General features: G+C 37.5%; 22 protein-coding genes. 3 read left to right on the forward strand and 19 right to left on the reverse strand.

Annotated features, from left to right (window positions below):
- Positions 1–34: 34 nt before the first annotated feature.
- From EO766_RS07795 to EO766_RS07830, 8 genes are all read right to left on the reverse strand, one after another.
- The gene (locus tag EO766_RS07795) at positions 35–1435 is read right to left on the reverse strand and encodes a POTRA domain-containing protein (protein WP_143439399.1); all 1401 of its coding nucleotides are present in this window, start codon (positions 1433–1435) and stop codon (positions 35–37) included.
- A 126-nt stretch (positions 1436–1561) separates the two neighbouring features.
- A complete protein-coding gene (locus EO766_RS07800; protein ID WP_074420133.1) occupies positions 1562–2221 on the reverse strand; it encodes a CBS domain-containing protein in 660 nt (219 codons plus the stop codon).
- 30 nt (positions 2222–2251) lie between these two features.
- Entirely contained in the window at positions 2252–3031 is a 780-nt protein-coding gene (locus EO766_RS07805) for an alpha/beta fold hydrolase (RefSeq protein ID WP_074420141.1), read from the reverse strand.
- Between the two features lie 204 nt (positions 3032–3235).
- A complete protein-coding gene (locus tag EO766_RS07810) occupies positions 3236–3745 on the reverse strand; it encodes a CvpA family protein (protein WP_074420132.1) in 510 nt (169 codons plus the stop codon).
- A gap of 111 nt (positions 3746–3856) precedes the next feature.
- Complete coding sequence (locus EO766_RS07815; protein WP_074420131.1) at positions 3857–4309, reverse strand: GatB/YqeY domain-containing protein; 453 nt, start codon at positions 4307–4309, stop codon at positions 3857–3859.
- A gap of 30 nt (positions 4310–4339) precedes the next feature.
- The gene (gene gldC / locus EO766_RS07820; RefSeq protein ID WP_081298631.1) at positions 4340–4690 is read right to left on the reverse strand and encodes a gliding motility protein GldC; all 351 of its coding nucleotides are present in this window, start codon (positions 4688–4690) and stop codon (positions 4340–4342) included.
- A 97-nt stretch (positions 4691–4787) separates the two neighbouring features.
- Positions 4788–5918 (reverse strand): glycosyltransferase family 4 protein, encoded by a 1131-nt coding sequence (locus EO766_RS07825; RefSeq protein ID WP_074419077.1) that lies wholly within the window; start codon positions 5916–5918, stop codon positions 4788–4790.
- Positions 5919–5957: 39 nt separating this feature from the next.
- On the reverse strand, positions 5958–6809 hold the full coding sequence (locus EO766_RS07830; RefSeq protein WP_074419078.1) for a 3-hydroxyacyl-CoA dehydrogenase family protein: 852 nt from the start codon (positions 6807–6809) through the stop codon (positions 5958–5960).
- A 75-nt stretch (positions 6810–6884) separates the two neighbouring features.
- Here EO766_RS07830 and EO766_RS07835 point away from each other — a divergent pair, with 75 nt between their 5' ends.
- Entirely contained in the window at positions 6885–7475 is a 591-nt protein-coding gene (locus EO766_RS07835) for a MerR family transcriptional regulator (RefSeq protein ID WP_081298630.1), read from the forward strand.
- Here EO766_RS07835 and EO766_RS07840 read toward each other — a convergent pair.
- The 5 genes from EO766_RS07840 to rsfS form a co-directional block, all read right to left on the reverse strand.
- Positions 7472–8581 (reverse strand): mechanosensitive ion channel family protein, encoded by a 1110-nt coding sequence (locus EO766_RS07840; RefSeq protein WP_074419079.1) that lies wholly within the window; start codon positions 8579–8581, stop codon positions 7472–7474. The genes EO766_RS07835 and EO766_RS07840 overlap by 4 nt on opposite strands.
- 286 nt (positions 8582–8867) lie before the next feature.
- The gene (locus EO766_RS07845) at positions 8868–9623 is read right to left on the reverse strand and encodes a UDP-2,3-diacylglucosamine diphosphatase (RefSeq protein WP_074419090.1); all 756 of its coding nucleotides are present in this window, start codon (positions 9621–9623) and stop codon (positions 8868–8870) included.
- A 28-nt stretch (positions 9624–9651) separates the two neighbouring features.
- Positions 9652–10293 carry a LutC/YkgG family protein gene (locus EO766_RS07850; protein ID WP_245634879.1) on the reverse strand — a complete coding sequence of 214 codons (642 nt, stop codon included), beginning with the start codon at positions 10291–10293 and terminating at the stop codon, positions 9652–9654.
- Positions 10293–12380: an ATP-dependent zinc metalloprotease FtsH gene (gene ftsH, locus EO766_RS07855; RefSeq protein WP_074419080.1), complete on the reverse strand. Its 2088-nt coding sequence runs from the start codon at positions 12378–12380 to the stop codon at positions 10293–10295. The genes EO766_RS07850 and ftsH overlap by 1 nt, the downstream gene beginning before the upstream one ends.
- 47 nt (positions 12381–12427) lie before the next feature.
- On the reverse strand, positions 12428–12835 hold the full coding sequence (gene rsfS / locus EO766_RS07860) for a ribosome silencing factor (RefSeq protein WP_074419081.1): 408 nt from the start codon (positions 12833–12835) through the stop codon (positions 12428–12430).
- A gap of 175 nt (positions 12836–13010) precedes the next feature.
- On the opposite strand from rsfS, the gene EO766_RS07865 reads away from it, so the two are divergent.
- Together EO766_RS07865 and EO766_RS07870 are read left to right on the forward strand one after the other, a co-directional pair.
- Complete coding sequence (locus EO766_RS07865; RefSeq protein WP_245634880.1) at positions 13011–13781, forward strand: biotin--[acetyl-CoA-carboxylase] ligase; 771 nt, start codon at positions 13011–13013, stop codon at positions 13779–13781.
- Positions 13782–13786: 5 nt separating this feature from the next.
- The gene (locus EO766_RS07870) at positions 13787–14062 is read left to right on the forward strand and encodes a CBU_0592 family membrane protein (protein WP_074419082.1); all 276 of its coding nucleotides are present in this window, start codon (positions 13787–13789) and stop codon (positions 14060–14062) included.
- A gap of 233 nt (positions 14063–14295) precedes the next feature.
- Here the strand turns inward: EO766_RS07870 and EO766_RS07875 are convergent, their stop codons facing one another.
- The 6 genes from EO766_RS07875 to EO766_RS07900 form a co-directional block, all read right to left on the reverse strand.
- Positions 14296–15738, reverse strand: a complete 1443-nt coding sequence (locus EO766_RS07875; protein WP_074420564.1) for a hybrid sensor histidine kinase/response regulator — start codon at positions 15736–15738, stop codon at positions 14296–14298.
- Positions 15739–15752: 14 nt separating this feature from the next.
- Positions 15753–16178 (reverse strand): response regulator, encoded by a 426-nt coding sequence (locus tag EO766_RS07880; RefSeq protein WP_074419084.1) that lies wholly within the window; start codon positions 16176–16178, stop codon positions 15753–15755.
- Positions 16179–16357: 179 nt separating this feature from the next.
- Positions 16358–20722, reverse strand: coding sequence for a PAS domain-containing protein (locus tag EO766_RS07885; RefSeq protein WP_074420804.1), 4365 nt, complete (start codon positions 20720–20722; stop codon positions 16358–16360).
- Positions 20723–20874: 152 nt separating this feature from the next.
- Entirely contained in the window at positions 20875–21039 is a 165-nt protein-coding gene (locus EO766_RS07890) for a response regulator (RefSeq protein ID WP_218331094.1), read from the reverse strand.
- A 44-nt stretch (positions 21040–21083) separates the two neighbouring features.
- Positions 21084–21299, reverse strand: coding sequence for a response regulator (locus tag EO766_RS07895; protein WP_218331093.1), 216 nt, complete (start codon positions 21297–21299; stop codon positions 21084–21086).
- A gap of 88 nt (positions 21300–21387) precedes the next feature.
- Entirely contained in the window at positions 21388–24378 is a 2991-nt protein-coding gene (locus EO766_RS07900; RefSeq protein ID WP_218331092.1) for a PAS domain S-box protein, read from the reverse strand.
- Positions 24379–24396 lie beyond the last annotated feature (18 nt).

A 24396-nucleotide genomic window follows, 5' to 3' on the forward strand; every position in this document is an offset into this window, starting at 1 on the left:
CAGGTTGCACCATTTTGTACATCAACGCCATCGGCTAAAAACTATTATTGGCATGTAAATATAAACCTTTGCCTCCGAGTTGATTAAAACTGTATTCAAAACGAAATACAAAATCGTAAATAGATACAATATCCAATCCAAAACCCCATGTATGCAACAGTTTGTTGTTTAATAAATTATTGTTCACATAAGGGTTATAAGCATACCCTACATCCGTATATATTTTGGCATAAAACCGAAAAGGTATTTTATCGTGTGTTTTACTTTTTATAGGATTTTTGAAAATATAGGTAAACAGTTGCCTGTTTAAAGAAAAATGTGCCAATCCACCGGCCATCCCATCTGCCACATAATATTCCAATCCGCTCATTTGATAGCTGCCATAACCCAATAAAGCCTGACTGAAAAAATAGGGATTATAAGGAAATTTAACAGTAGCAGAAGCATCGGCAACAATAAAAGTTTTGGGCATAATGGGTTTTGCAAACAATCCATATAAACCAAACTGCCATAAGTTGGTAGTTTTATCAATACCTCTTTTATATAAACTACCTTGTGCCTGCCAACCATCTGTGGGATAAACATTATAATCGGTTTTAAAATATTGATAGATGTACGAAAAATCAATATACTTTACCTGGTTTAACCCATTGGGGAAGAACTGCGGATTTAAAGCCGCAACGGTATCGGCTATGGCATCATGATCATATGAAACCCTGAAATAATGGCGCTGGTACTGATCGGGACGATAAGAATAGGTGGCATCAAAACGGTAAAAGGTACGGGCATAATTGTTATCATTCTTAAAAAATAATTGCTGATTGGTAAGGCTGGTGGCATAATTCACCTCACGTTGGTTAGAGTATGCAAAGCCCACATTAATGCCCTGCTTTAATTTTTTATCGAAAAAAGGCAAATTGTATCGCAGTGCCACCTGTTGGTTATAACCATTAATCAACCAGATATTTAAATTATCGTTCTGGCCTGTAAAATTGTTATAATTAAATTTAATACCATAATTCACCCGGCTAAAACTGCGGTGTTGCTGCACCCACCATTCATTAAAATTTCTGTCTACCAACCGAAAATAAGGTAGCGGCAAAAAATACAATCGCTCTTTTACGCGTATATGAACAAAGGCAATATTACCCTGTAAACGATCTACATAAACACTATCATCCACAAATAAACCGGTATTATAAATCAATTCTTTTGACTCAATTAGTTTTTGCTGTAACTGTTCAGGGGTAAGCCTGTCACCTTTTTTCAATGTTGCTTCCCGCAAAATGATATAATCTTTTGTTTTTTTATTTCCGAAAATAGAAATGCCCCCAATAATGTATTCAACAGGTTTTTGTAAAGGAAGTCTTTCAATGGGTTGTGCCTGAACATGAATGAAGCAGAATAATAAAATAACAAGGCACAAGTAGCGCATAAAAATGATGAATGGTTTTGCCAGGTGGTAAAAGTAAGGTTTAGCTGTTATTTGCGTAAAAACACTTAAAAAAATTAACAACAATACATATACGTAATATACAAAGAAATGGGTGTGCAGGGTATGTTACACGTTGAGATAAGCCATAAGGTTATCATAATTGTCTTTTATTTCGTTGGCATATAATTCCTCGCCAAAGTAATAGAGAATAGCATATTCATAACGCTGAAAAGTAGCAACAACATCACTTATTTCTGTTTTATTAATTTTAATAGTTACCTCTAAAAGACCGGTATTGTTATTAAAATAAGAGTTGAGTTGAGTAATAAATGCATCATTGGTTTCAACCAGCCGGTTAATTTCACCAAAAGAATAATTTTTTCTTTCCATTTGTAAAACAAGGGTAGCACCAGGCATATCTACGCCTATATAATGTGCTAAAATGCCGAGTAAATCTTCCGAACGAAGTATGCCTTCTAAAATGTTCTGCTCATTTACTACAGGAATTAAAGATAAATGGTGGGCAGCGGCCTGTTTTACTGCGGTAAGAATGAAATCGGTACTTTTAACAGCTACTGATTGTAAACCGTTTTGCAAGTTGCCAAGTATGGCATCGTCGGTTACATCTAACAACGCATCTTTATAAATAAGGCCAACATATTTATCACCCGCACAAAGGGGCCAATGGCGCACATCGTAAGATTCCATTAACTCTAAAGCTTTATAAGCTTTATCTGTTAATTGTAATATTGGATAATCGGTATGTATAAACTGTTGTGTTAACATGCCAGTTGGTACGTATTTAAAGTAAATATATTAACGTAACTGCGCTGCAGATTGTTTTATTTTAAACAGAAAGGATTCCAATATTTTATTGAATGCATCCGGCACTTCCATCATGGGCGCATGTCCGCATTTATCTATAAAATGCAATTCACTATTGGGAATCAGCTTGTTAAACTCTTTGCCTACAAAAGGTGGTGTAATGGTATCATTATTTCCCCAAATTAATAGGGTTGGCTGTTGAATCTGACTTAGTTCTTCACCCAAATTACTTCTGATGGCGCTTTTAGCCAGTGCTATTATTTTAATAACTTTTAAACGGTTATTGGTAATTTCAAACACTTCATCTACCAGTTCTTTGGTAGCCATGGCCGGATCATAAAAAGTTAATTCTGCTTTTTTTCGAATATATTCATAATCACCTCTTTTGGGGTAACTATCGCCCATTCCATTTTCAAAAAGCCCCGAACTACCTGTTAAAGTGAGTGTTTTAATTTTTTCAGGATGTTTTAAAATGTGCACCAATGCAACATGCCCGCCAAGCGAGTTGCCCAGCAAATGAATATTATCATAACCACGCATTTCAATAAATTTATGTACATGCTTTTCAAGGCCATGTACGGTGGTATGAAAAATATCTAATTCAAATAAGGGCAAAATGGGTACAATAACTTTGTGTGTTTTTCGAAAATGCTCTACCAAATACGTAAAATTACTCAATGCACCAAAAAGGCCATGCAACAACAATAATGGTTCACCTTCTCCCTCTTCGAGAAATTTAAACTTATCTATTTGTTTTAATTGATACTCCATGTTATGATACTTAAACCAAGTTCTACTGCGTGTTTGTTTACAAATAAAAGCAAAATATACCGAAAAAATAAAAGTCATTCCTCACTTGTGCTGCTACTTAGAACAGCAATCTATTCGCTAAGTTATCATATTCCTGTTTGAGCTGAACAGATACCTAAATATAAAGAAAAAAAGTTGTTGCGGGCATCTGCCATTTTAAATGTGCTATATAGTTCTTAACTGATGTATGCTTTGTTCTAAAAAAGGAATCACCATCCCTGCTTTGTGCAATAATATAGGTACATTTTTTTGAATATAAGGATAGCATTTAGAAGTTTGGATGACTGTATTGCTTAATACATGCACTTTAGCGGCATAATACATAATAATGGCACCAATACTTACATATAAAAATACATACAAAACCATACCCAATAACTTGTTCAACAAACCCATCCACAACAGTTCAATGGTTTGTTGCAGCAAATTGGCTAAAAAATGTACCACCACCATTACAATAGCCAATACCATCAAAAAGGCTACAAAACTCATCCACTGGCCACTTAATGTGGTTTGCGTTTGCAGCCAAACAGCTACCCACTCAAAGGTTTTAAATGCAATGACCAAACCCGCAATAATAGCCGCCATTGAAAATACAGCTACAATCAGGCCGCGTTTGTATCCTTTATACAAACCCAACAGTAGCAGCAATATTACCGGCACATCAATCAACATGATACATCCTTTTCAGTAAAAAATATTTTTCTGTAATGGAATGGTATTTATAGTAAAGCATGTTTACCATTAAGGTGCCAGCACATTTATGAAAACAATAAACAAGCCATGCTATGATTGCAATAATTCTTTTACACAGGCTGCAATGGCCTTTCCATCTGCCTGTCCGGATAGTTGTTTAGAGGCTACACCCATTACCTTTCCCAAATCGGCTGCAGTAGTAGCGCCGGTGTCAGCTATAATTTTTTGAACGGCCTCTTTCAATGCTTCAGGTGATAATTGTTGGGGTAAAAACTTTTCTATAACGGCTATTTCTTCTTCTTCTTTTATTGCCAAATCGGGACGGTTTTGTTTTTGATAAATTTCTAAAGAGTCTTTTCTTTGTTTCACCAACTTCTGCAACAGTTTCAATTCTGCTTCGCCTGAAATTTGTCCGTTGGCCCCCGGTTCTGTTTTTGCTTTGATGATTTCTGCTTTTATGGCTCTTAAGCCTCTTAACAGGGTTTCATTTTTGGCTTTCATGGCCTCTTTCATTTCAGTCATTATTTTCTCTTCTAAATTCATATTTTAATTTTTTTAATTAAGTAAATGTTCTTACACCAATTTGTTTTGTTGCAGTTGAATTTCTCTGAATTTTTGATAAAAGCTTTTGGCAAATGCTTTCATATCTTCTACTAATTCCTTGTGCTGGGTTGCACGGGCAAAGGTGTCGGCCATTGACATAAGGTTTTGATAATAAAAATCGGCCATTTCATCTACCATCATTTCTTTGGTCCACAAATCAATTCGCAAAGCACTTTTATCAATTCCATCCCAAAAAGCCATCATCATGGCTTTTGCCTGTTGTGGCTCTTCTGCTGTACTATCACTTGCATTCCATTGAATATTGGCCGGAATTTTATCGGCATCTAAGGTAACTTTAATGTGAATATCTGATTGATGCATAATTGCTGATTTATGTAGCATAAAGTGGCAAAAATACAATATTCGGTTAAAGCCAACATGCAATTAACCGTGCATTGGCATAAAATATTAAAATGTATTATTTTTTTGTAAGCTGTTGCATTACCTCCCAGAAGCTTTCTGCGCTTGCCTCCCAACTAAATTTTGCGGCCTGAAGTTTTCCGGCATCAATCAATTGGTTGCGTTTTATTTCATCTTTATATATCAGTTGCATTTGTTGCGCCAACTCCTTTACATCATCGGGTGCAGCCAATAATGCCGCATTTCCTGCAATTTCGGGTAAGCTACCTGTGTTACTGCAAATTACCGGAGTACCGCTTTGCATGGCTTCAATTACAGGTACACCAAATCCTTCAAAAAAAGAAGGATAAATCAGTGCATAAGCTGCGGCCATGACATTTTGTAAAACCGCATCACTTACATAATCCAACAATACCACATCTTCGCGGTGTTTGTAGCTGTCTAATTTTTCAATAATATCATTGTATTGCCAGGCCAAACGGCCCACCACCAGTAATTTCATATTACTTTTCTGCCATTTTTTAAAAATGGTAAATGCTTTTAACAGATTCAGCAAATTTTTACGCGGATGAATACCACCCACAAATAAAAAATATTCACAACCATTGGCATATTGCGTTTTAATAGCCTGTCGCTCCGCAAATACTAAAGGTTGAAAACCCGGTTTGGCAGCATTGTACACTACTGTAGTTTTAGCTGCTGCAAATGGGTAATGTTGGGCAATATCAGCCTTCGAAAATTCAGAAACCGTTACAATGCTTTGTACTTTTTTTAAAAAGCGGGGAGTAAAATAGCGGTAATAATACAAATGATGTTTTGGAATAAAGGAAGGATGGTGTTTAAAAGCCAAATCATGCACCACCAGCAATTGTGGTATTTTTGATGTAAGCGAAGCAAAACCATAGGGCTGCACCAATACATCGGGCGAATATTTTCGCAAAGCCAATGGCACTTTTACATCATACCAATATTTAAATGACAGTGCATGCCTTGCCGCCGGGGTTATTACTAACGGTATTACATTGCTGCCTGTTATAAAAGCTTCATCATAAGGCCGGTCGAAAATAAAAATGAAATTTGTTTCCGGATGTTGCAGTACCAACCGTTTGAATATTTCGTGCACATAATTTCCATATCCTTCCAAAACATCTGCCCTTAAAAACCGGGCATTCAAAGCAACACATTTCATAACTAATTGATTAATGCAAGCGAATATTAAGCACTATGATTATTGATATTGATAAAACCCTGTTCCTGATTTTTTTCCTAACTGTTTTACTTCCACTTTTTGCTGTTGTAAAGCAGAAGGTGTTAACCGGGGAGGCTTTCCTAATGCTTCCCAAACAATACAACTTACACTGTAATTGATATCAATACCAATTAAATCCATTAATTTGAATGGGCCCATTTTAAAACCGGAAGCTTCCATCACGGCATCTACCTGTTCAACAGTAGCCAGTCCCTGCTCAACCAAACGCAAAGCCTCCAGATAGTAAGGCCTTGCCACCCTGTTTACAATAAAGCCGGGCGCATCATTGCAAACAACCGGCGTTTTACCCAATTGTTTACTTAATGCCAGCAATGTTGTTATTACTTCGGGTGCTGTTTGTTCTCCTTTAATTACTTCTACCAATTGCATAATGGTAGCCGGATTAAAAAAATGCAAGCCGGCCAGACATTGCGGGTGCGACACCGCCGCTGCCAACGCATTGATGGAAATAGAAGAGGTATTGCTGGCAAGAATCGTTTGGTATTGATTGATGGTTAGCACCTGATTTAACAAGGTTGCTTTTACCTCTTTTTGCTCAATAATTGCCTCTATCATTACCGGTGCAACACAATCGCTTAATTGATGTGTAAAATGCAATCGTTTTTGTATGGCGGCAAGTTCTGCACCTGCTATTTTACCTTTTTGTTGCAGGCTATCCAGATTCATCCAAATACGCCGCCGGCTGTTTTGCAAAATTGTTTCATTTACATCAAATAATATTGTATCTATCCCTTTTTGTGCACACAACTGTGCAATACCACTACCCATAGTACCGGCGCCACATACTGCAATGGTTGAAATTGTTTCCATATATGCTGCAAGATAATTACAATCTTTTATTGTGCATAGGATGCACAATTATATAATAGTTGCTAATTTTACTGCATGGCTTTACAGCAGTTAGATTTATTTGGTAACCCCGTTCCCGATGCAACCAGCAAAGGCAGGGTAATTTTTGCCAACGATAAAATTCAGGTAAAAATAAAAGCCAAACAAGTTTTTTCGCCCGATACGCCGGAAGCTACCGCCTCTGAATCCAACAACAATGAGATACCGTTAGTAGAGGCTACTACTAAAAATAAACGTGGAAGAAAATCATATAAAGTTTTACTAACAGCAGCCGAAGCCATAGAATTGCCCGACGATGCCACTTTGCAGCAAAAATTGTATCATCCTATAGGCGATGTGGCCAAATGGTTTAATGTAACCACTTCATTAATACGTTATTGGGAAAATGAATTTGATATTTTAAAACCTCGCAAAACCAGAAAGGGCGACAGGCTTTTTCGGTATGAAGACATTAAAAACATTGCCCTGATTTATTATTTGCTGCGCGATAAAAAACTAAGTATTGAAGGGGCCAAACAATACTTAAAAGCCAATAAAAACAAGGCTACAGAACAGTTTGAATTAGTGCAGTTATTAGAAAAAATGCGGCAGTTTTTATTAGAAATACAAACCAACCTAAACAGCTAGTTCTGTGGTGTACTGCTTATGTTTTTAACATGCACCTCTGTGTTGGCTGCCGCCAAATCAATGCCCAATTCCTGCACTTTTTGTATGGCAAATAAATTTACACTTTCGCACAGCAATAAAAAATCGCTGTACTCCTGTGGCATTTTTACATAATACAATGCACTAATAATATGTGCTTTTTTGCCCGCATCTACCAAATTCACCATACTGCTGGCTACCTGATTATTTTGCCGCAGGTAAGTTCTGATGGCATTCAGCAAATTATTCATTTGTGTTGGGGTTGTGGTTAAGCCCAACTCCATGCGCAATTCGGCCATACGCTGCGTGGTTAATGTAACATTATCTACCACACTATCTACCATTTGCTTATTGGGAATGGTGAGCAATGTTTTAGCAGCCGAGCGTATTTTGGTGCTGCGTAACCCTATTTTTTCGACCGTACCGGCAAAACTTTGCACTTTTACAAAATCACCCACCCGAAAGGGTTTATCGAAAAAAATAATAAAGGAAGCAATTAAATTTTCAATGCTTTCTTTGGTAGCAAAAGCTACAGCTGCACCTACCAGACTTAAGCCGGTAAGTAACCCGCTTACATCGCGTTGAAAGGAAAATTTCAACACCATTAAAACACCCGCCAACACCAACAGTACTTTCAAAAAATCTTTAAAAAACAATAAAACCTGCCGGTCTGCAGCTTCTTTTGATGTGGCTGCTTTATCGGCCATTACCAATGTAATAAAATCAATAATACGCAGGCAGAGCCAGATAAACACAATAATAAGTGCAGCATTGGAAAGGCTGTCAATCGCTTCAAAAAAAGTAACTTTATAAATGTGAAAATCAAACTCTTTCGGAAAATTTAATGCATCAAAGGCAGTAAAAGCAATAAACAACAACAAAAACAATTCTAAAGGCGGTAAAATGAGACTGATAAATGCATCGCGATGATTGATTTTGCCCTTTTTAGTAAAAATGCGATAAATAATTTTGGCTAAGTATTTAGAAATAAACCGTTTTACAATAAAAGCCAGTATAATAGTAGCCAGCACTACCATATAACTGCGCATGCTATTACCCAAAAAAACTTGTTTCAGAAATTGCTCCATAGCCTTTTATAATTGCTGTAAATCTACTGAAAAGAGGGAATTTTGGAGAAAGAAATGAAACTTATAAAATTGCTCCCACAATAGTTTCAAAATAACTTCATTACTCAACGTCTCTTGAACAGATGCGTTAAAAGACAATACTATAGATTATAATTAAAAAATATATGCAAAAAATTTATTCCAAATTATTCAGGATAATATTTTTATAAACCCAACACATTCACTTTAAAACAAAGTATTATTAAATCATTCAGTTAAAACCTGAATACCTGTTTTTCCCCATCCACTATTCCCATTTTTTCAAAGCAACAGTTGCCCCATCAAAAACAGCATAGGTAGAATATTGTATCCAATCGCCGAGGTTAATGTAACGGCTGTTTTCGTTTAAGGCATAATCAATAGGAAAATGCCGATGGCCAAAAATAAAATAATCGTAATGCCGCTCTGTCAACAGTTCTTTGGCATATACAATGAGCCATTCGCTTTCTTCACCCAAAAAATGATCCTCACTACTGCCTGTTTTGGCGCGGCTTTTTCTGCTTAAATAATTGGCTAAGCCAATACCCCAGGTGGGATGCAACTGCCCAAACAACCACTGACACAAGCGATTACGAAAAATTTTTTTGATGAATTTATAGCCATAATCGCCGGGGCCTAAGCCATCGCCATGACCAATATAAAAGCTTTTGCCATTCCACTCATACACCTTCGGTTCAAAATACACAGGAATGTTCAGTTCTTTTTGAAAATAATCTTTCATCCACATATCATGATTCCCCACAAATACATGTACCGGAATATCGGCATCGGTTAATTCGGCCAGTTTTCCCAATAAACGGGTATAGCCTTTGGGTACTACTGTTTTGTATTCATACCAAAAATCAAAAATATCACCCATAATAAAAATTTGTGCGGCTTGCGCTTGTATGCTGTTTAAAAAAGCAACAATTTTCTTCTCTCTAATTAAGCTGCTGTTATAATCCGGTGCACCTAAATGAAAGTCGGAGAGAAAAAATATTTTTTTATTGGGGAAATCGTTCATGCTGTTTGTGATAATAAAAAATGGATGTTTAACCGGCATCTACCAAAAAACAAAACACTTCTTTGGGACCATGTACGCCTACCACTAATGTTTTTTCAATATCGGCAGTACGGCTGGGGCCTGTTGCAAAACTAACTAACGATGGCCAATTGCCGTTGTATTTGTTGTTCAATAATTGCAATCCATCTTTTACATCAAACACCAATTGGTGCGTGTAGGCAATACAAATATGTACCGGCATATACACACTTACCGTTCTACCACTTTGCTGTGCACTACTCAGCACAATACTTCCGGTTCGAGCTACTAAAAATTCGCAGCCGGTAATACCAGCCGGGCAGTTCGCTAAATTATTTTGTTGCAAATGGGTAAACCCATGTTGCTGCAATATTTCACTCCATGCATCTTCTCTACAATACAAAGCGGGCCATTGGCGGGCATTGACTAAAGTTTGTAATTGTGTTACCAGTTCCTGAAGGTTGGCACAAAAAGAAAACCTACCTGTTAACTGTGAAAAATTTTCAGCAAACAATAATTCCAGATCTTCATTTGGCGTTGAAAACGAAGGGTCGCTGCCTTCAGTATGCGGAAAGGGAACAGGCACCGGTTGTACCAGTGCCTGCCTTATTTTTTTAAGCATATTTTCTTTTGCGGAAGAAATTGGCATCATTATACTTCTTTTTGTTCTGCTTCCTGATTACCTGCAATACCATCACTGCTTACGGCTGGTATATTGGTAGGAGGCACCCCGCCAATAGGATCAGGTTCAATTGGGTTATCCAATATCTTTTTTTCTTCAAAAGGCCGTTTGCCAATTAGTTCTTCCACATCGCTCTTGTGCAATACTTCTTTATCTAACAATGCTTTGGCTAATTTTTCTACTTCTGCTTTCTTCTCGGTAAGTAACTGAATGGTTTTTTGATAAGCCTCTTCAATAATTTTTCGCACTGCCTCATCAATCATTTTACCGGTTTCCTCACTATAAGGCTTGGTAAATGTATTTTCCTGTGAGGGGTCGTAGAAACTAACATTTCCAATTTTATCGTTCATACCATAAACAGTAACCATGCTATAGGCAATACGGGTTACTTGTTGCAAATCGTTGGAGGCACCGGTAGAAATTTTACCAAAGAAAATTTGCTCAGATGCACGGCCACCCAGCGTCATACAAATTTGATCCATTAGCTGGTCGGTGTTGTACAAATACTGCTCTTTGGGGGTGTATTGTGCATAGCCCAATGCAGCAGTGCCCCTGGGAACAATGGTAACTTTTAATAACGGGTAAGCATATTCTAAAAACCAACCGCAAATAGCATGGCCTGCTTCATGGTAGGCAATGATTTCTTTTTCATGCGGCGCAATGATTTTGTTTTTCTTTTCCAAACCACCAATTACCCTGTCAATAGCATCTTGAAAATCAATCATTTCAACTGCTGTTTTGTTTTTACGGGCAGCAATCAATGCAGCTTCGTTACAAACATTGGCAATATCGGCACCTGCAAATCCCGGGGTTTGCTCGGCTAATTTATAAATGTCTAATGTTTCAGATACTTTAATGGGTGCTAAGTGTACTTTAAATATGGCTTCACGGCCTTTTAAGTCGGGTTTATCGATGGTAATTTGCCTATCGAACCTACCCGGACGCAGTAAAGCGCTGTCTAATACATCGGGCCGGTTGGTAGCTGCCAAAATAATGATACCTGAATCGCCACCAAAACCATCCATTTCAACCAATAGCTGGTTCAGTGTGTTTTCGCGTTCATCATTACTCATAATGGCATTTCTGCCTCTGGCACGGCCAATGGCATCTATTTCATCAATAAAAATAATACAGGGGGCTTTTTCGCGGGCTTGTTTAAACAAATCGCGAACACGGCTGGCACCAACCCCTACAAACATTTCTACAAAATCGCTACCACTTAGGCTAAAGAAGGGCACTTGTGCTTCACCGGCCATTGCTTTTGCCAATAAGGTTTTACCTGTACCCGGAGGGCCAATCAACAAAGCCCCTTTTGGAATTTTACCGCCCAGCGCTGTATACTTTTTTGGATTTTTAAGGAAATCAACAATTTCCATTACTTCTACTTTGGCCTCATCCAACCCGGCTACATCACCAAAGTTGATATTTACTTTGGCACCTTTATCGAACAAAGTGGCTTTTGATTTTCCAATGCTGAAAATACCGCCGGCGCCACCGCCACCACCAGCGCCGCCACCCATTTTACGCATAAATAAAATCCATACTCCAATTACCAATGCCATTGAAATGAGGGTACTGAAAATAGGACCGCCAAACCAGTCGGCATCATCTGTTGGGTAGGTGGGCACTTGTTGTACTTCCGGATGGGTTTTATAGAATTGGTCCATCTGGTCGTTAAACACTTTCCAGTCGGTTACTTTAAATTCAAATACCGGAACATTTTTGAAGTCGGCGGGATTCAGTTTTCGCTTAAACTTTTCGGTATAAAATGGTTTGCTCAGGCTATCGGGTTTAATGTATACCCTCACCAATTCTTTATTACGTACCAGGTCTAATTTTTCTATATCACCTTTGGCCAGCATATTTTGTTCCATATCCTGCTGGCTGATTTTAGCTGATTCAGGCGTAAACCTGCCCCAAAAAGTAGAGCCGATTAATACAGCGAAAACAATTAAATAAATCCAATAAATATTGAATTTGGGTGTTTTTTTATTCGAACTACCATCACCCCCTTTATCTGTAAATGGGAATTTGGGTTTATTATCTTCTTGTGCCATATAAATTGCGCTTCAATTTTAAGTGTTTCTCTATAAAAATATTAGGGTTAAACTTCGCTGTGAGCCGTTGCTTCCGCATCGCTCCACATTTCTTCCAACTGGTAAAATTTTCTGGCATCAGGTTGCATAATGTGCACCACTATACTCACATAATCCACCAATATCCAATGTGCCTGTTGGGTTCCTTCCTGCCTGTAAGGCAATTCGTTACATACTTCTTTTACCTGAAATGTAACAAATTCGGCTATTGCTTTTACCTGTGTGGTACTGATAGCTTCACATATTACAAAAAAATCTGCAACTGCTTCGGGTATATTACGCAGGTCTAAACTGGTAACATGTACGCCCTTCTTTTCCTGAATAGCCCCAATAATGGTTTTAAAAATTTTTGAGTTTCTGTTAAGCCGGGAAACTTTGTTTGTTTTGCGGTTATTGATTGCTGAAAGAGGTGCCAATAATCAGGTAAATTTTAGTTATGAAATAAAGGTTTATTTGTTGAATATATACAAAACAGCTGAACAACTAAAACAGTTCAACCTATTTACGAATCCTTCGAAAACTGTTGCAAAAAAACTGTTTTAAAAGGCTTCATCTGCCTGTTTATATCTTTGTGTCAAAAGTAACAATCTTTTGTCATCTAACAGCAATATATCCGCCATTGGACAACGCTGGATCGAACTCAGCACGGTTGACAGTACCAATAACTATGCCCTTGGCCTTATTAAGACCAATTTGGCGGAGCATGGTACCGTTGTTTTTGCACAGGCACAAACTGCAGGCAAAGGTCAGCGAGGCAAAGCCTGGATAACCGAACCCAATAGCAACCTGATTTTATCAATTATTGTACAAACCGAATTTCTGCCATTGCACCAACAATTTGTTTTTAGTGCGGCAATGGCATTGGCTGTACAAAGTTTTTTTAACAATTATACAGCAAATGAAACTGTCATAAAATGGCCAAATGACATTTACTGGAATGACAGGAAGGCAGGTGGTATTTTAATTGAAAATATCATTTCCGGGAATGGCAGCTGGCAATGGGCAGTGGTGGGCATTGGTTTAAACATCAATCAAATCCATTTTCCAGATTGGTTGCCCAACCCCGTTTCTTTAAAACAGATTACCGGTAAAAGGTTGAATTGTTTGGAATTAGCAAAAGAATTGTGCAAATATCTGAACCATTATTATCAATTATTACAAGCAGGCGCCCTTAGAGAAATATTACTACAATACAATAAAAGCCTGTACAAAAAAGGAACAACCGTAAAATTGAAAAAAAATAATGCTGTTTTTGATACCACTATTCAAGGTGTTGATGAGCGTGGTAATTTGCTCACCGGTAATGCTTTTATCCAAAGCTTTGGTTTTGGTGAAGTGGAATGGATAGTACCTGCAAAATAATACTTATGACTAATTTTATTAATGTAAATGACTGGATTGGCTTTAGTGGCGTTTGCATTTTATTAATAGCCTATTTGCTACAATTGCGTAACCTTATTGGAAAAGATAGTGTATGGTATGTCTGGATGAATATTGTAGGAGCCGGGCTTTCCTGTTTAGCCAGTATATTGATTCATTATCTGCCCTTTATTATTTTAGAAGCTACCTGGATGTTGGTCTCATTTGCAGCATTATTTAGAAAAAAGAATCATTCCATATCATTATTGTCCGGCAAAACTTAACGTAAAAATCGCTGTGATCCTTTGCTGTAAAGAATTACAGGCTAAAAAATGATTGTTTCAAAATTGGAGGGAGTACCCCATCTTTTGAAAGCGGCTGAAATATGGTTCTGCAAAGGGTTTGAACCATTATTTTACAATTTTAGTCGGACAACAATAATTCCATATAATAAATGAATGATGCATACAAAACAAGAACCCATTTCATTAGTGTATTTCTTTAATACCCATATTCATTAAAATGAACGCGAAGAATGGGGTATATTTTTTAAAGGAAAAAGAAAAGTAAACTGCGCCCCCATATTTTTATTGTTCTGTACCTGAAACCGGCCATTTAAAACAGCCGTTCTTCTTTTCATGGAAAGAAAACTACTTTGCCGGGTTAATACTTCTTCAGCAATGCCTTTTCCGTTATCGGAAAAAACAATTTTCATGTGTGTGTCTTCACGGGTTATAGATAGTACGGCTGCAGTTGCCTGTGCATGCTTTAACAGATTGTTGATACACTCCTGTATAATCCGGTAAATATTTAATTGTGCATTAAAATCAAAATAATGTTCTAACGACAAATCAACATGCGTATCAATATGAATAGCGCTGGCCTCGGCCACATTTTGCACAAGTGTTGTTAATCCGGCAAATAATCCTTTATCAATTAACTCCTTTGGCCTTATATTGCTCACAATGTCTTTACAATCACGAATAGATTTTTCTAATAAGTCTACAATATTTTCTGTAATTACATTATTTTCTTTTTCCATGCTTTTTTTCAGGAAAGAAAAATAGACTTTTAATGCAATTAAATTTTGTGTTACTCCGTCGTGTATATCAGCGGCAAAACGTTCCCTTTCCTGTTCTTCTACCGAAACAATATTGGCATAAGCTTCTTCTAAGGAGCGTTTGAGTAAGGTTTGTTCTGTTACATCGTGTGCTACCATTAATGCGCAGTTGATACCATTATATTCAATACCGGAAGTAAGGATATTCACCAGTATGATTTCTCCATTTCTTTTACGGTGACTAATTACCACTGGAGCATCCAATTTATTTTCCAGAGATGCATTCGGTATATTAGCCGAAGCAAATTTTGCAAATTCATTCCCCAAAAAAATATCGGGTATATGCAGTTTCAAAAAATTATCTCTGCTATATCCATAAACAACTTCGGCTGCATTGTTCACTTCTAATATTTCAAGCGTGTTGGGTTGATATACCCACATGGGTTGCGGACTTAACTGAAACAGATTACTGTATTTTTTTTCAGATTCCTGTAAAAGGCTTAATACTTTTTTACGTTCAATAGCATAAACAATGCTTTTGTAAATAACATCGGCTTGTAAGTCATCTTTCAATAAATAATCGGCAATACCAAATGAAAGGGATGTAATACTAAATTCGATGTCGGCATATCCCGTTAATACAATAACTGGTGTATCCCCGGCTATGGCCATGATTTCTTTTACCAATGCTTCACCAGTTTTATCGGGCAATGATAAATCGAGCAAGACCACCTGAAATACATGTTGTTGTTGTAATAAAGCCGAAGCTTCTTTACAGGTAATAGCTCTTGTAACCGTTACTTCGTCAAAGCGCTCCCGTAAGTATTCATCCAGCAATAAATAATCGCCGGAATTATCTTCTATCACCAATAATGTAACTGATTTTGTGTGCTTCTGCATAGGTTTCTTCTTATTTATTCCGGGAGCGTTACAATATTCATCCAAAAATTTTCAATTTCACGTACTGCATTCATAAATTCCTGCACTTCGACGGGCTTGGTAATATAGCAATTTACATAGTTTTTGTAGGCCAATTCCACATCTGTATCAGATGAAGAGGTAGTGAGCATAATAACCGGTATTTGTTTTAAGTAATCGGTATTTTTAATGAATTGCAATACCTGATGCCCGCTTTTTTTTGGCAGGTTGATATCCAGCAATATTAAATCGGGCAAATTATTGTTGAACAGAGCCTCTTCGCGGGTTAAAAAATCAATCGCCGCTTTGCCATCTTTGGCAACACTAATCTGATTGATTACTTTACCCGAACGCAAGGCTTCGGTGGTTAACAATACATCTCCTTCATTATCTTCTACCAACAACAAATGCAAATTTTTCATTGGGCTGAATTTATGTAAGGTAAATATATGAAATATATAACATCAGCATATATCATACTTTATATTTATTTTGTATTGTTAACCAGGATGAATATAGTTTACCGGTTTTTTTATAAAGGATTCATTCCAACAATTCTATCATTGAATTTACTGATTAAGTGTAAGATACGAATGGGCAATTAAAATATTGAATCAGATAAACTTTCCGCTTCCGGCAGCCAGCAATAAAAAGTACTGCCGATACCGGGGGTAGATGTGGCCCATATTTTTCCTCCTAAATGTTCTACTATTTTTTTTACAATGGCCAACCCAATTCCTGTGCCAGAATAATTTTCGTGCGTATGCAGCCTTTGAAAAATAGCAAATATTTGTTCTAAATATTCCTGCTCTATGCCAATTCCATTATCAGTAACAGCAAATAGCCAACCGTTTTTTTCTTGGGTTGCAGTAATATCAATAACTGGAATAATATCTTTTTTTCGATATTTTATTGCATTGTTCAGCAGATTATTAAACACCTGTAACAAACTGTTGCGGTAATTGTTCAATTCCGGCAAAGCATGAATTTTTATTATAGCACTGGTTTCTTCAATTTGTACTCTTTGCATTATACACACTTCTTCCATCAGCGCATTCATATCAATTTTCTCTTTTTTTGCCCTACTTTTTCCTACTCTTGAAAGTTCCAGTACATCTAATATTAATTGCCGCATTCTTTTGGCGCCATTTACTGCAAAGCCAATGTATTGTTTTGCCTGATCATCTAACCTGTCTTTATATTTTTGTTCCAAAAAACCTAAAAAACTGGTAACCATACGTAACGGCTCCTGTAAATCGTGTGAAGCTACATAGGCAAACTGCTCCAGTTCCCGATTACTAATGGCTAATTCATGCACGTGCTGTTGCAGCAATTGTTCTGCCGTTTTTTGGGCATGAATATCCTGAATACTGCCAAAAATTTTAACGCATTTTCCCATAGTCCATTCTGAACGGCCAATACAACGTACCCATCTTGACTTGTTTGTATAAGTAGTAATAAAAAATTCCTCATCAAACTCTGTTGCATGTTGTATGAGTTGCTGCACTGCCTGTTCTAATTTCATTCTGCTATCCCCTTTAAAGAATTGAATACATTTTGAAGCAGATGGCTTATAGTTATCCGGCACTTCAAATATTTCCCGGGTAATTTCCGACCAAAACATGCTATCGTTAGTATCGTTTACCAAATCCATCTCCCAACTGCCTATTCGCGCCATTCGTGAGGTTCGCTTTGCAAGTTCCTGCAGATTGTGTTTTTCAGTAATATCCATAATAATTGAATCCCACACAATAGAACCATCGGTTAGTTTTTGTGGATTTCCAAAACCTTCATGATAACGCAGGCTTCCATCATTTAACACATACCGCCAGGTGGCATGCCAGGGGGTTAAATGGGTAGCTGATTGTATAATAGATTGTTTTACTGCCTCAATATCTCCGCCGGCTATAATGCCTTTCCAAATGGTTTGGATATCTGCCATACACTCCTCAGGTGCAACACGCCAGATACGATGTGCACCCTCACTTACATATAACAACTGATCTGTTCCATCGGGTTTTAAATGATATTGAAAAATAACACCGGGTACATTATCAGAAATATTTTTAAGGCGCAATTCAATCATTTTTCTGTCATGAATATCCTGTATACTGCCATACATACGGATACATTGGCCATTGTACATTTCTGCCTGTCCAATAACACGCACCCAACGCTCATTTCCTTTGGCTGTTATAATGGGTGCTTGTATATCAAATGGTACACCGTTAGCCATTGTTTCACTGATTTTTTCCCTGACAACAGCCTGATACGCTGCACGATAAAAACCAATGGCTGTTTCCAGCTCGGGCTGATAATCGGGCGGTACTTCATGAATGGTTTTGGTTATTTCAGACCATTGCAGTTTGTGATGTATGGGATCCAACTCCCATGCCCCCACTTTAGATAATTGTGTTGCCAACTGCAATAATTCTTCCAGATGCTGCATTTCGGTAATATCGCGGCCATACGCAAACACCAGACCATCCTCTCCAAAGGGTTGTGATGAGTTCCAGGAAATCCAACGATAGTTTCCCGATTTGGTTCGGAAGCGGTTGATGAAATTATTAGATTTTTGATTACCCAGAATGGTTTCTGAAAAGTCCTGTTGGGTTGCTTTCAAATCATCTGGGTGTATAAATTCTGAAAATGGCTGGGTAGTTAGTTCTTCTTCTGTATAACCCAATAAAGCACAAAATGCCGGATTTACTTTTGCAAAATAGCCATTAGGTGCCACAATGGCCAAAATATCGGTTGCCGTTTCAAAAAACAATTCCAGTTGTTCTTCCTGTTGCCTGCGCACTATTTCTGCTCCCAAAAAATGGCTTAATGGCTTATATAGTTTTAGCTTAATATCTTGTTGCTTAATATTGACGTTACTGGTAAACAAGAGTACCCCAACCAATTGATCAAAATCAAATAAGGGCAGTGCCAGAGCCGATTTCAGTCCGACTCGTTTGGCTGCTTCTCTGCGAACAAAAGACTCATTTTCATCTATATTATCTAGCAACTGCCATTGTCCTGATTCCCAAACCAAACCCGGAATTCCTTCTCCTCTTTTGAATGCTTTTTTGCCACTTGCATGCGTATAAAATAAAGCTGACTGCTCATCGGCTGGAAAACTTGCTGTTAGTTGCAAAAAAGCCTGATTATAATTGAGCAACCAAATTTCTGCAGTTTTAAAACTGCCAAATTCTGCCAGGTATCGCAATACCTGGCGCATTTGCTCTTGCAAGCTTAATTGCATTTTAAAGAACTGTGCCACCTGTTGTTGTATAACAGTTGTTTTAGATTCAGAAATATCACGTAAAACGCCAATCATTCTAACGGGATGGCCCTGACTATTACGAACCAGATAGCCATTTTCTTCTACAAAAGCATAAGAGCCATCAGCACGCCTAAAGCGAAATTCTTTTTGCCAGCGATCTTGATTTGGATCTTTTAAAAACCCTTCCCAACCGAGCTGGTGAATTTCTGCATCATAAGGATGCATCAGGATAGCCCAGTCAATCAGCCGGAAAGATTGTTCTTTTTTCGGATGCCCAAAAATGCGGTAAAAACTATCGCCCCAATAAAACACATCATTTTGAACATCCCAATCGTACATAGCATCGTTGGTGGCTTTATTCATTAACTCATAACGTTCATTCGTTTTTTGAATATGTTCCAGATATTCAAACTTTACCAGCAATACACTGATTAGGCGTTGTGCCCTGCTAATGGCTTGTGCTTCAATATTCGTTACTCCCTTATTACTATCAAAATATACCAATAAGTTTGCAATAGGTTTCCCTTTGGCATTTAATACCGGCTGCGCCCAACAAGAGCCCAAACCGAATTGCTGTGCCAAACCGGTAAAATTTGCCCAGCGCGCCTCAGTAAGCTGGTGAGTAGCAGTTGTTTTGTTTTGAGCAGTAGCGGCATTTGTGTGTACGCCCGATTCATCGCCAATGGCCATGCCATTGATGGTGGCAATATAGGCCTCCGGCAAAGAAGGCGAAGCCATATTGAATAGCTTGCCATCTAATACCCTTAATACAGATGCTTTGAGGTTAGGAAAAACAGATTCCAACTGCAATAAAAACTTTGAAAGCAAATCCGGCACCATTATATCTTCCCGAAAACTGAGCGTCATTGCTTCTTTTTCAATTCTATCCAATTCACGGTAATAATGCTCCACTGTCATATCCTGAATAGCGCCTACTACTCTGATGGCCACACCGGCTTCATTTCTTTTAATGATTGCCCTGTCGCGAACAAAGGCATATTCTCCATTTGCTTTTTTAAAACGAAATTCTTTGAGCCAGTTGGTTTCGTTGGTATGAAATACTTTCTGCCTGAAATCGCTAAAAATTTCCTCTCGCTCCTCAGGATGATACAATGAATTGAAGTAATCATTATTACTTACTGTTTCCTGATTAGGCAATCCAAAGTTCCTAGCAAAATCTTCGCTTAAATACATTGCATGGGTTAACGGGTTGTAATCCCAAACACTTTCGTAGCCCGCCTGCAAAACCATCTCCAACCGTTCATTGGTTTCCTTCAATATATTTTCTGCCAACACAGTGGCAGTTATATCTTGAAACACACCCACCATTTTTATAGGGGTAGTCTTTTCATCGAATAATATTCTTCCTGTAGAACGTATGTATTTTATATGACCATTTTTAGTAACAAATCGCTTTTCGATTTGATAGGGATTACTGTTTTCAATAGCTTCCTGTATGGCATGTAAGGCATCTTGCCGATCATCGGGATGAATCATTTCTATCCCTTTATCAAATGTTACTTCAAATGCCTGTGGTTCATATTCTAATATTTTAAATACACCATCGCTCCAATACAAAACATTGGTAACCAGATTTAATTCCCAACTTCCGGTTTTGGCCAATTCCTCGGTTTGTGCCAACAATAATTTTTCTCGAGCAGTTAAATCGGTTAAAGGCTTCGTATTTTTTTTATCCATTGTATATTGCTTATGAATGGCCTATAAAAAAATTGGAGTGGTAATAACCAAAACATTTATGCTATTTTAACCACTACAAATTACATCATTCCCTTTTTTTAGAAAAAAACAGTACCCTATTTCCCGTTTGTGCTGTTATGAAACAGCATTGCTTAACCCATCTGCGCAGGCAATTGCACCAAATTAATCCAGAAATCTTTTATTTTCAATACAGCAGCCATAAAATCTGCTATTTCAATGGGTTTTATAATATAACAATTGGCATATTTGCGGTATGTGCTTTTAATATCTGCTTCTAAAGCAGATGTGGTGAGCATAATTACGAGTATTTGTTTGGTACGTTCTGTATTTTTAATGAATTTTAATACCTGATGCCCGTTTTTTTGGGCAGGTTAATATCTAATAAAATTAAATCAGGAAAGTCTTCTAGTAATCCGTATTCAAAAAAATGAATGGCCGGCTCACCATCACGCAACACCGAAATAGTATTACTGATTTTACCTTCCCGAAGAGCTTCCATCGTTAACACATTATCGCCTTCATTGTCTTCTAACAATAAGATGTTGATGGGTTTCATGTGTTCAGGTTTTGTTCATCAATACCCTTGCCATTGGTAAGGTTGTTATTTCATTATTCAAAAACTGTTAACCTACCAAACACATTTTCTAATTATCATTTGACTGCAAAGCCGATTTAGGAATGGTAAAATAAAAAATACTACCTTCTCCAGGTTTTGATGTTAACCAAATAGATCCCCCCATATTTTCAATAATTTTTTTGGTGATGGCCAAACCCATACCACTGCCATCATATTCATCGCGGTTATGCAAACGTTGGAAGATGATGAATATTTGATCAAAATAATTTGCATCAATGCCTATTCCGTTATCCTGTATACTAAATTGCCAGAACCTATCCATATTGGTAGCATGTATACGGATAACCGGCGGAACAGATTCTTTACTGTATTTTAGTGCATTCTGAATGAGGTTTAAAAATACCTGCCTCATGGGTGCTTTTGGCTGAAACAATACCGGTAAATGGCTGTACAGAATCATCGCCTGTTTCTGTTCAATTTGCTCTCGGTACAATAGTTTAATTTCATCTATCAATGATTTTACTGAAATTGATTCTGCTTTTTGTTTCATCCGCCCAACACGTGAGTATTCCAATAAATCTAAAATAATTTGCCGCATACGCCTGGCACCATCTACTGCAAAGTGAATGTATATTTTAGCCTGTTCATCTAATTGTTTGGCATATTTTTTTTCTAAATGGGTTAAAAAGCTGGTAACCATTCTTAAAGGTTCCTGCAAATCGTGTGACGCTACATAGGCAAACTGTTCTAATTCAGCATTGGATGCGGCTAAAGCAACAGCCTGTTTTTTCAAATCTTCATTCAACAATTCTAATTGTATGCCGGCTTTTTTCACTTCTGATATATCTTTGGCATAACAAGCTATGCCAGTTATTTCGCCATTGGCTTTTTTTATAGGGGTTAATGATACCAAAGTATAAATCAGATTACCTGTAATTGGGTGAGTTACTGATTCTTCAAAACTAAATGCTTCACCTTTTAAGGCACGCCGGTACAGTAATTCCCATTTTTGTTTCATGGCATCACTAAAAGATGACCGGATAACGTCATCGCCTTCTTTAGGTGCAAATCCTTCCATGCCTTCAATAAAGCGGCTATAGGTATTATTGGCAGCAATCAATTTTAAGTTTACATCAACCGACCAGATAAAATCATTAGTAGCATTGATGAGTGCATCTAAATTATGTTGTATGCGTTTAATTTCATTGGTATGTTCTTTTTCGCGGGTTATATCGCGAGATGCCCCAATGATACGAATGGCTTTCCCTTCTTTATTTCTGATGATAAAGCCCCTGTCATATATGATAGCATATTGCCCGTCGGGCTTTTTGAAACGGTATTCATCTTCCCAAAAGTTTTCATTAGGGTTTTGATACAATGCAGCACGTTCGTCACTTATCCGCTTCCAATCTTCGGGATGCACATGCAATGCCCAAAATGGGTCTACCTCCTCCGGTGAGAGGGGTTCATAGCCCAATAATTGCTCTAATATTTTACCGGGGCGTACCACTATATTTTTTTCCAAATCCCAATCCCATATACAATCGTTGGTAGCTTTGGAAAGTAAATCGTAACGTTCATTGCTTAAAGCAATAGCCTGTTGTGCTATTTTAGATTGGGTAATATCTCTAAAATAAACCGAGAGCCCTTTTGAAGTTGGATAAACACTAATATCAAACCACTTCTGTAATCCGTAATGAAAATCTTCAAAATGAACAGATTGTTGTTCAGCAAATGCTTTATGATAATTGTGCCAGGAAGGTGAATCTTTATAATCGGAAAATAAATCCCATAAATTTTTACCTACTATTTGGGTTTTAGGCACTTTTAGCAACTTTTCGGCCATTTTGTTCCAATAAAGCACTTCCCACTTTGCATTCACAGCAAAGAAACCATCACCAATACTTTCTAAAATAGTGTTTCTTTCTTCATACAATTTCAACAATTCTTGTTCTGTTCGTTTTCGTTTATCAATATCCTGAAAACTGCCATACACCCGAACGCACTTTCCATTCTGAAACTCGCCACGGCCAATGGTTCTTACCCATTTGGGGTTGCCTTTCTGGGTAATAATTTCCAATTCTTCATCCCAGGGTGTTCCTTTTTCAATACAATTGTATACCCGTTGCGCAATAACAGATTGATTTTTTTCGCCGTTAAAATAGCTTATGCCGGTTTGTAAATCGGGTTCGTAATCGGGGGGCACTTCGCGAATTTGTTTGGTTATAGGCGACCAGTAAACTTTATTATTTATTACATCTATTTCAAAACTACCTATTTGGGCCAGTTCATTCGATTCATCTAACAGCGTTTGTAATTTTCTTTGTTCAGTAACATCCCGCTCCACTGCAATCCATTGGGTAAACCAGCCTTGTGCATTGGCAATAGGCTTTATTTGCATATTACACCAAAAAGGTTGTCCGTTTTTTTTATAGTTCAATACCGTTATTTCGCAAGATTGCCAGCTTTTTAGTGCCTTTTTTAACTTTACCAGTTCTGTTTTATCGGTATTGGGGCCTTGCAAAATACGGGGTGATTTACCCAATACCTCATCTGCCGTATAGCCCGTCATTTGGGTAAATGCAGCATTGACATATAAGATTTTCGGTCCGGGAGCATCTATAGGTTCTGCTTCTGTTATAATGACTGCATCGTTGGTGTGTACCACAACCGATTCTAATAATTTTAAGCGTTCCAGTTCTTTTATTTGTTGGGTAATATCCTGAAAAATGCCACATAATTGTAAGTTTTTTCCGGTTGCATCGTATACCAATTTACCGACAGACAGGACAATAATGATTTGATTGTTTTTATGAATGAAGCGCTTTTGCATGGAATAAGGTTGCCCGCTTGCAATAGTAGCCTGGATTTGCTCCAGTGATGCCTGCCTATCGTCAGGATGAATCAAAGACATTACTTTATCAAAATTCAATTCAAATTCATCCGGCTCATAACCTAAAATACGATATATGCCATCTGACCAAACCATGGCTTGCGTAACCAGATTAAATTCCCAGGTTCCAAAATGTAATAACTGTTCTGCCTCGTTTGGAAACATTTTTTTTGCGTTTATTAA

The organism is Hydrotalea sp. AMD (genome assembly GCF_004100315.1).
Lineage (GTDB): Bacteria > Bacteroidota > Bacteroidia > Chitinophagales > Chitinophagaceae > Hydrotalea > Hydrotalea flava.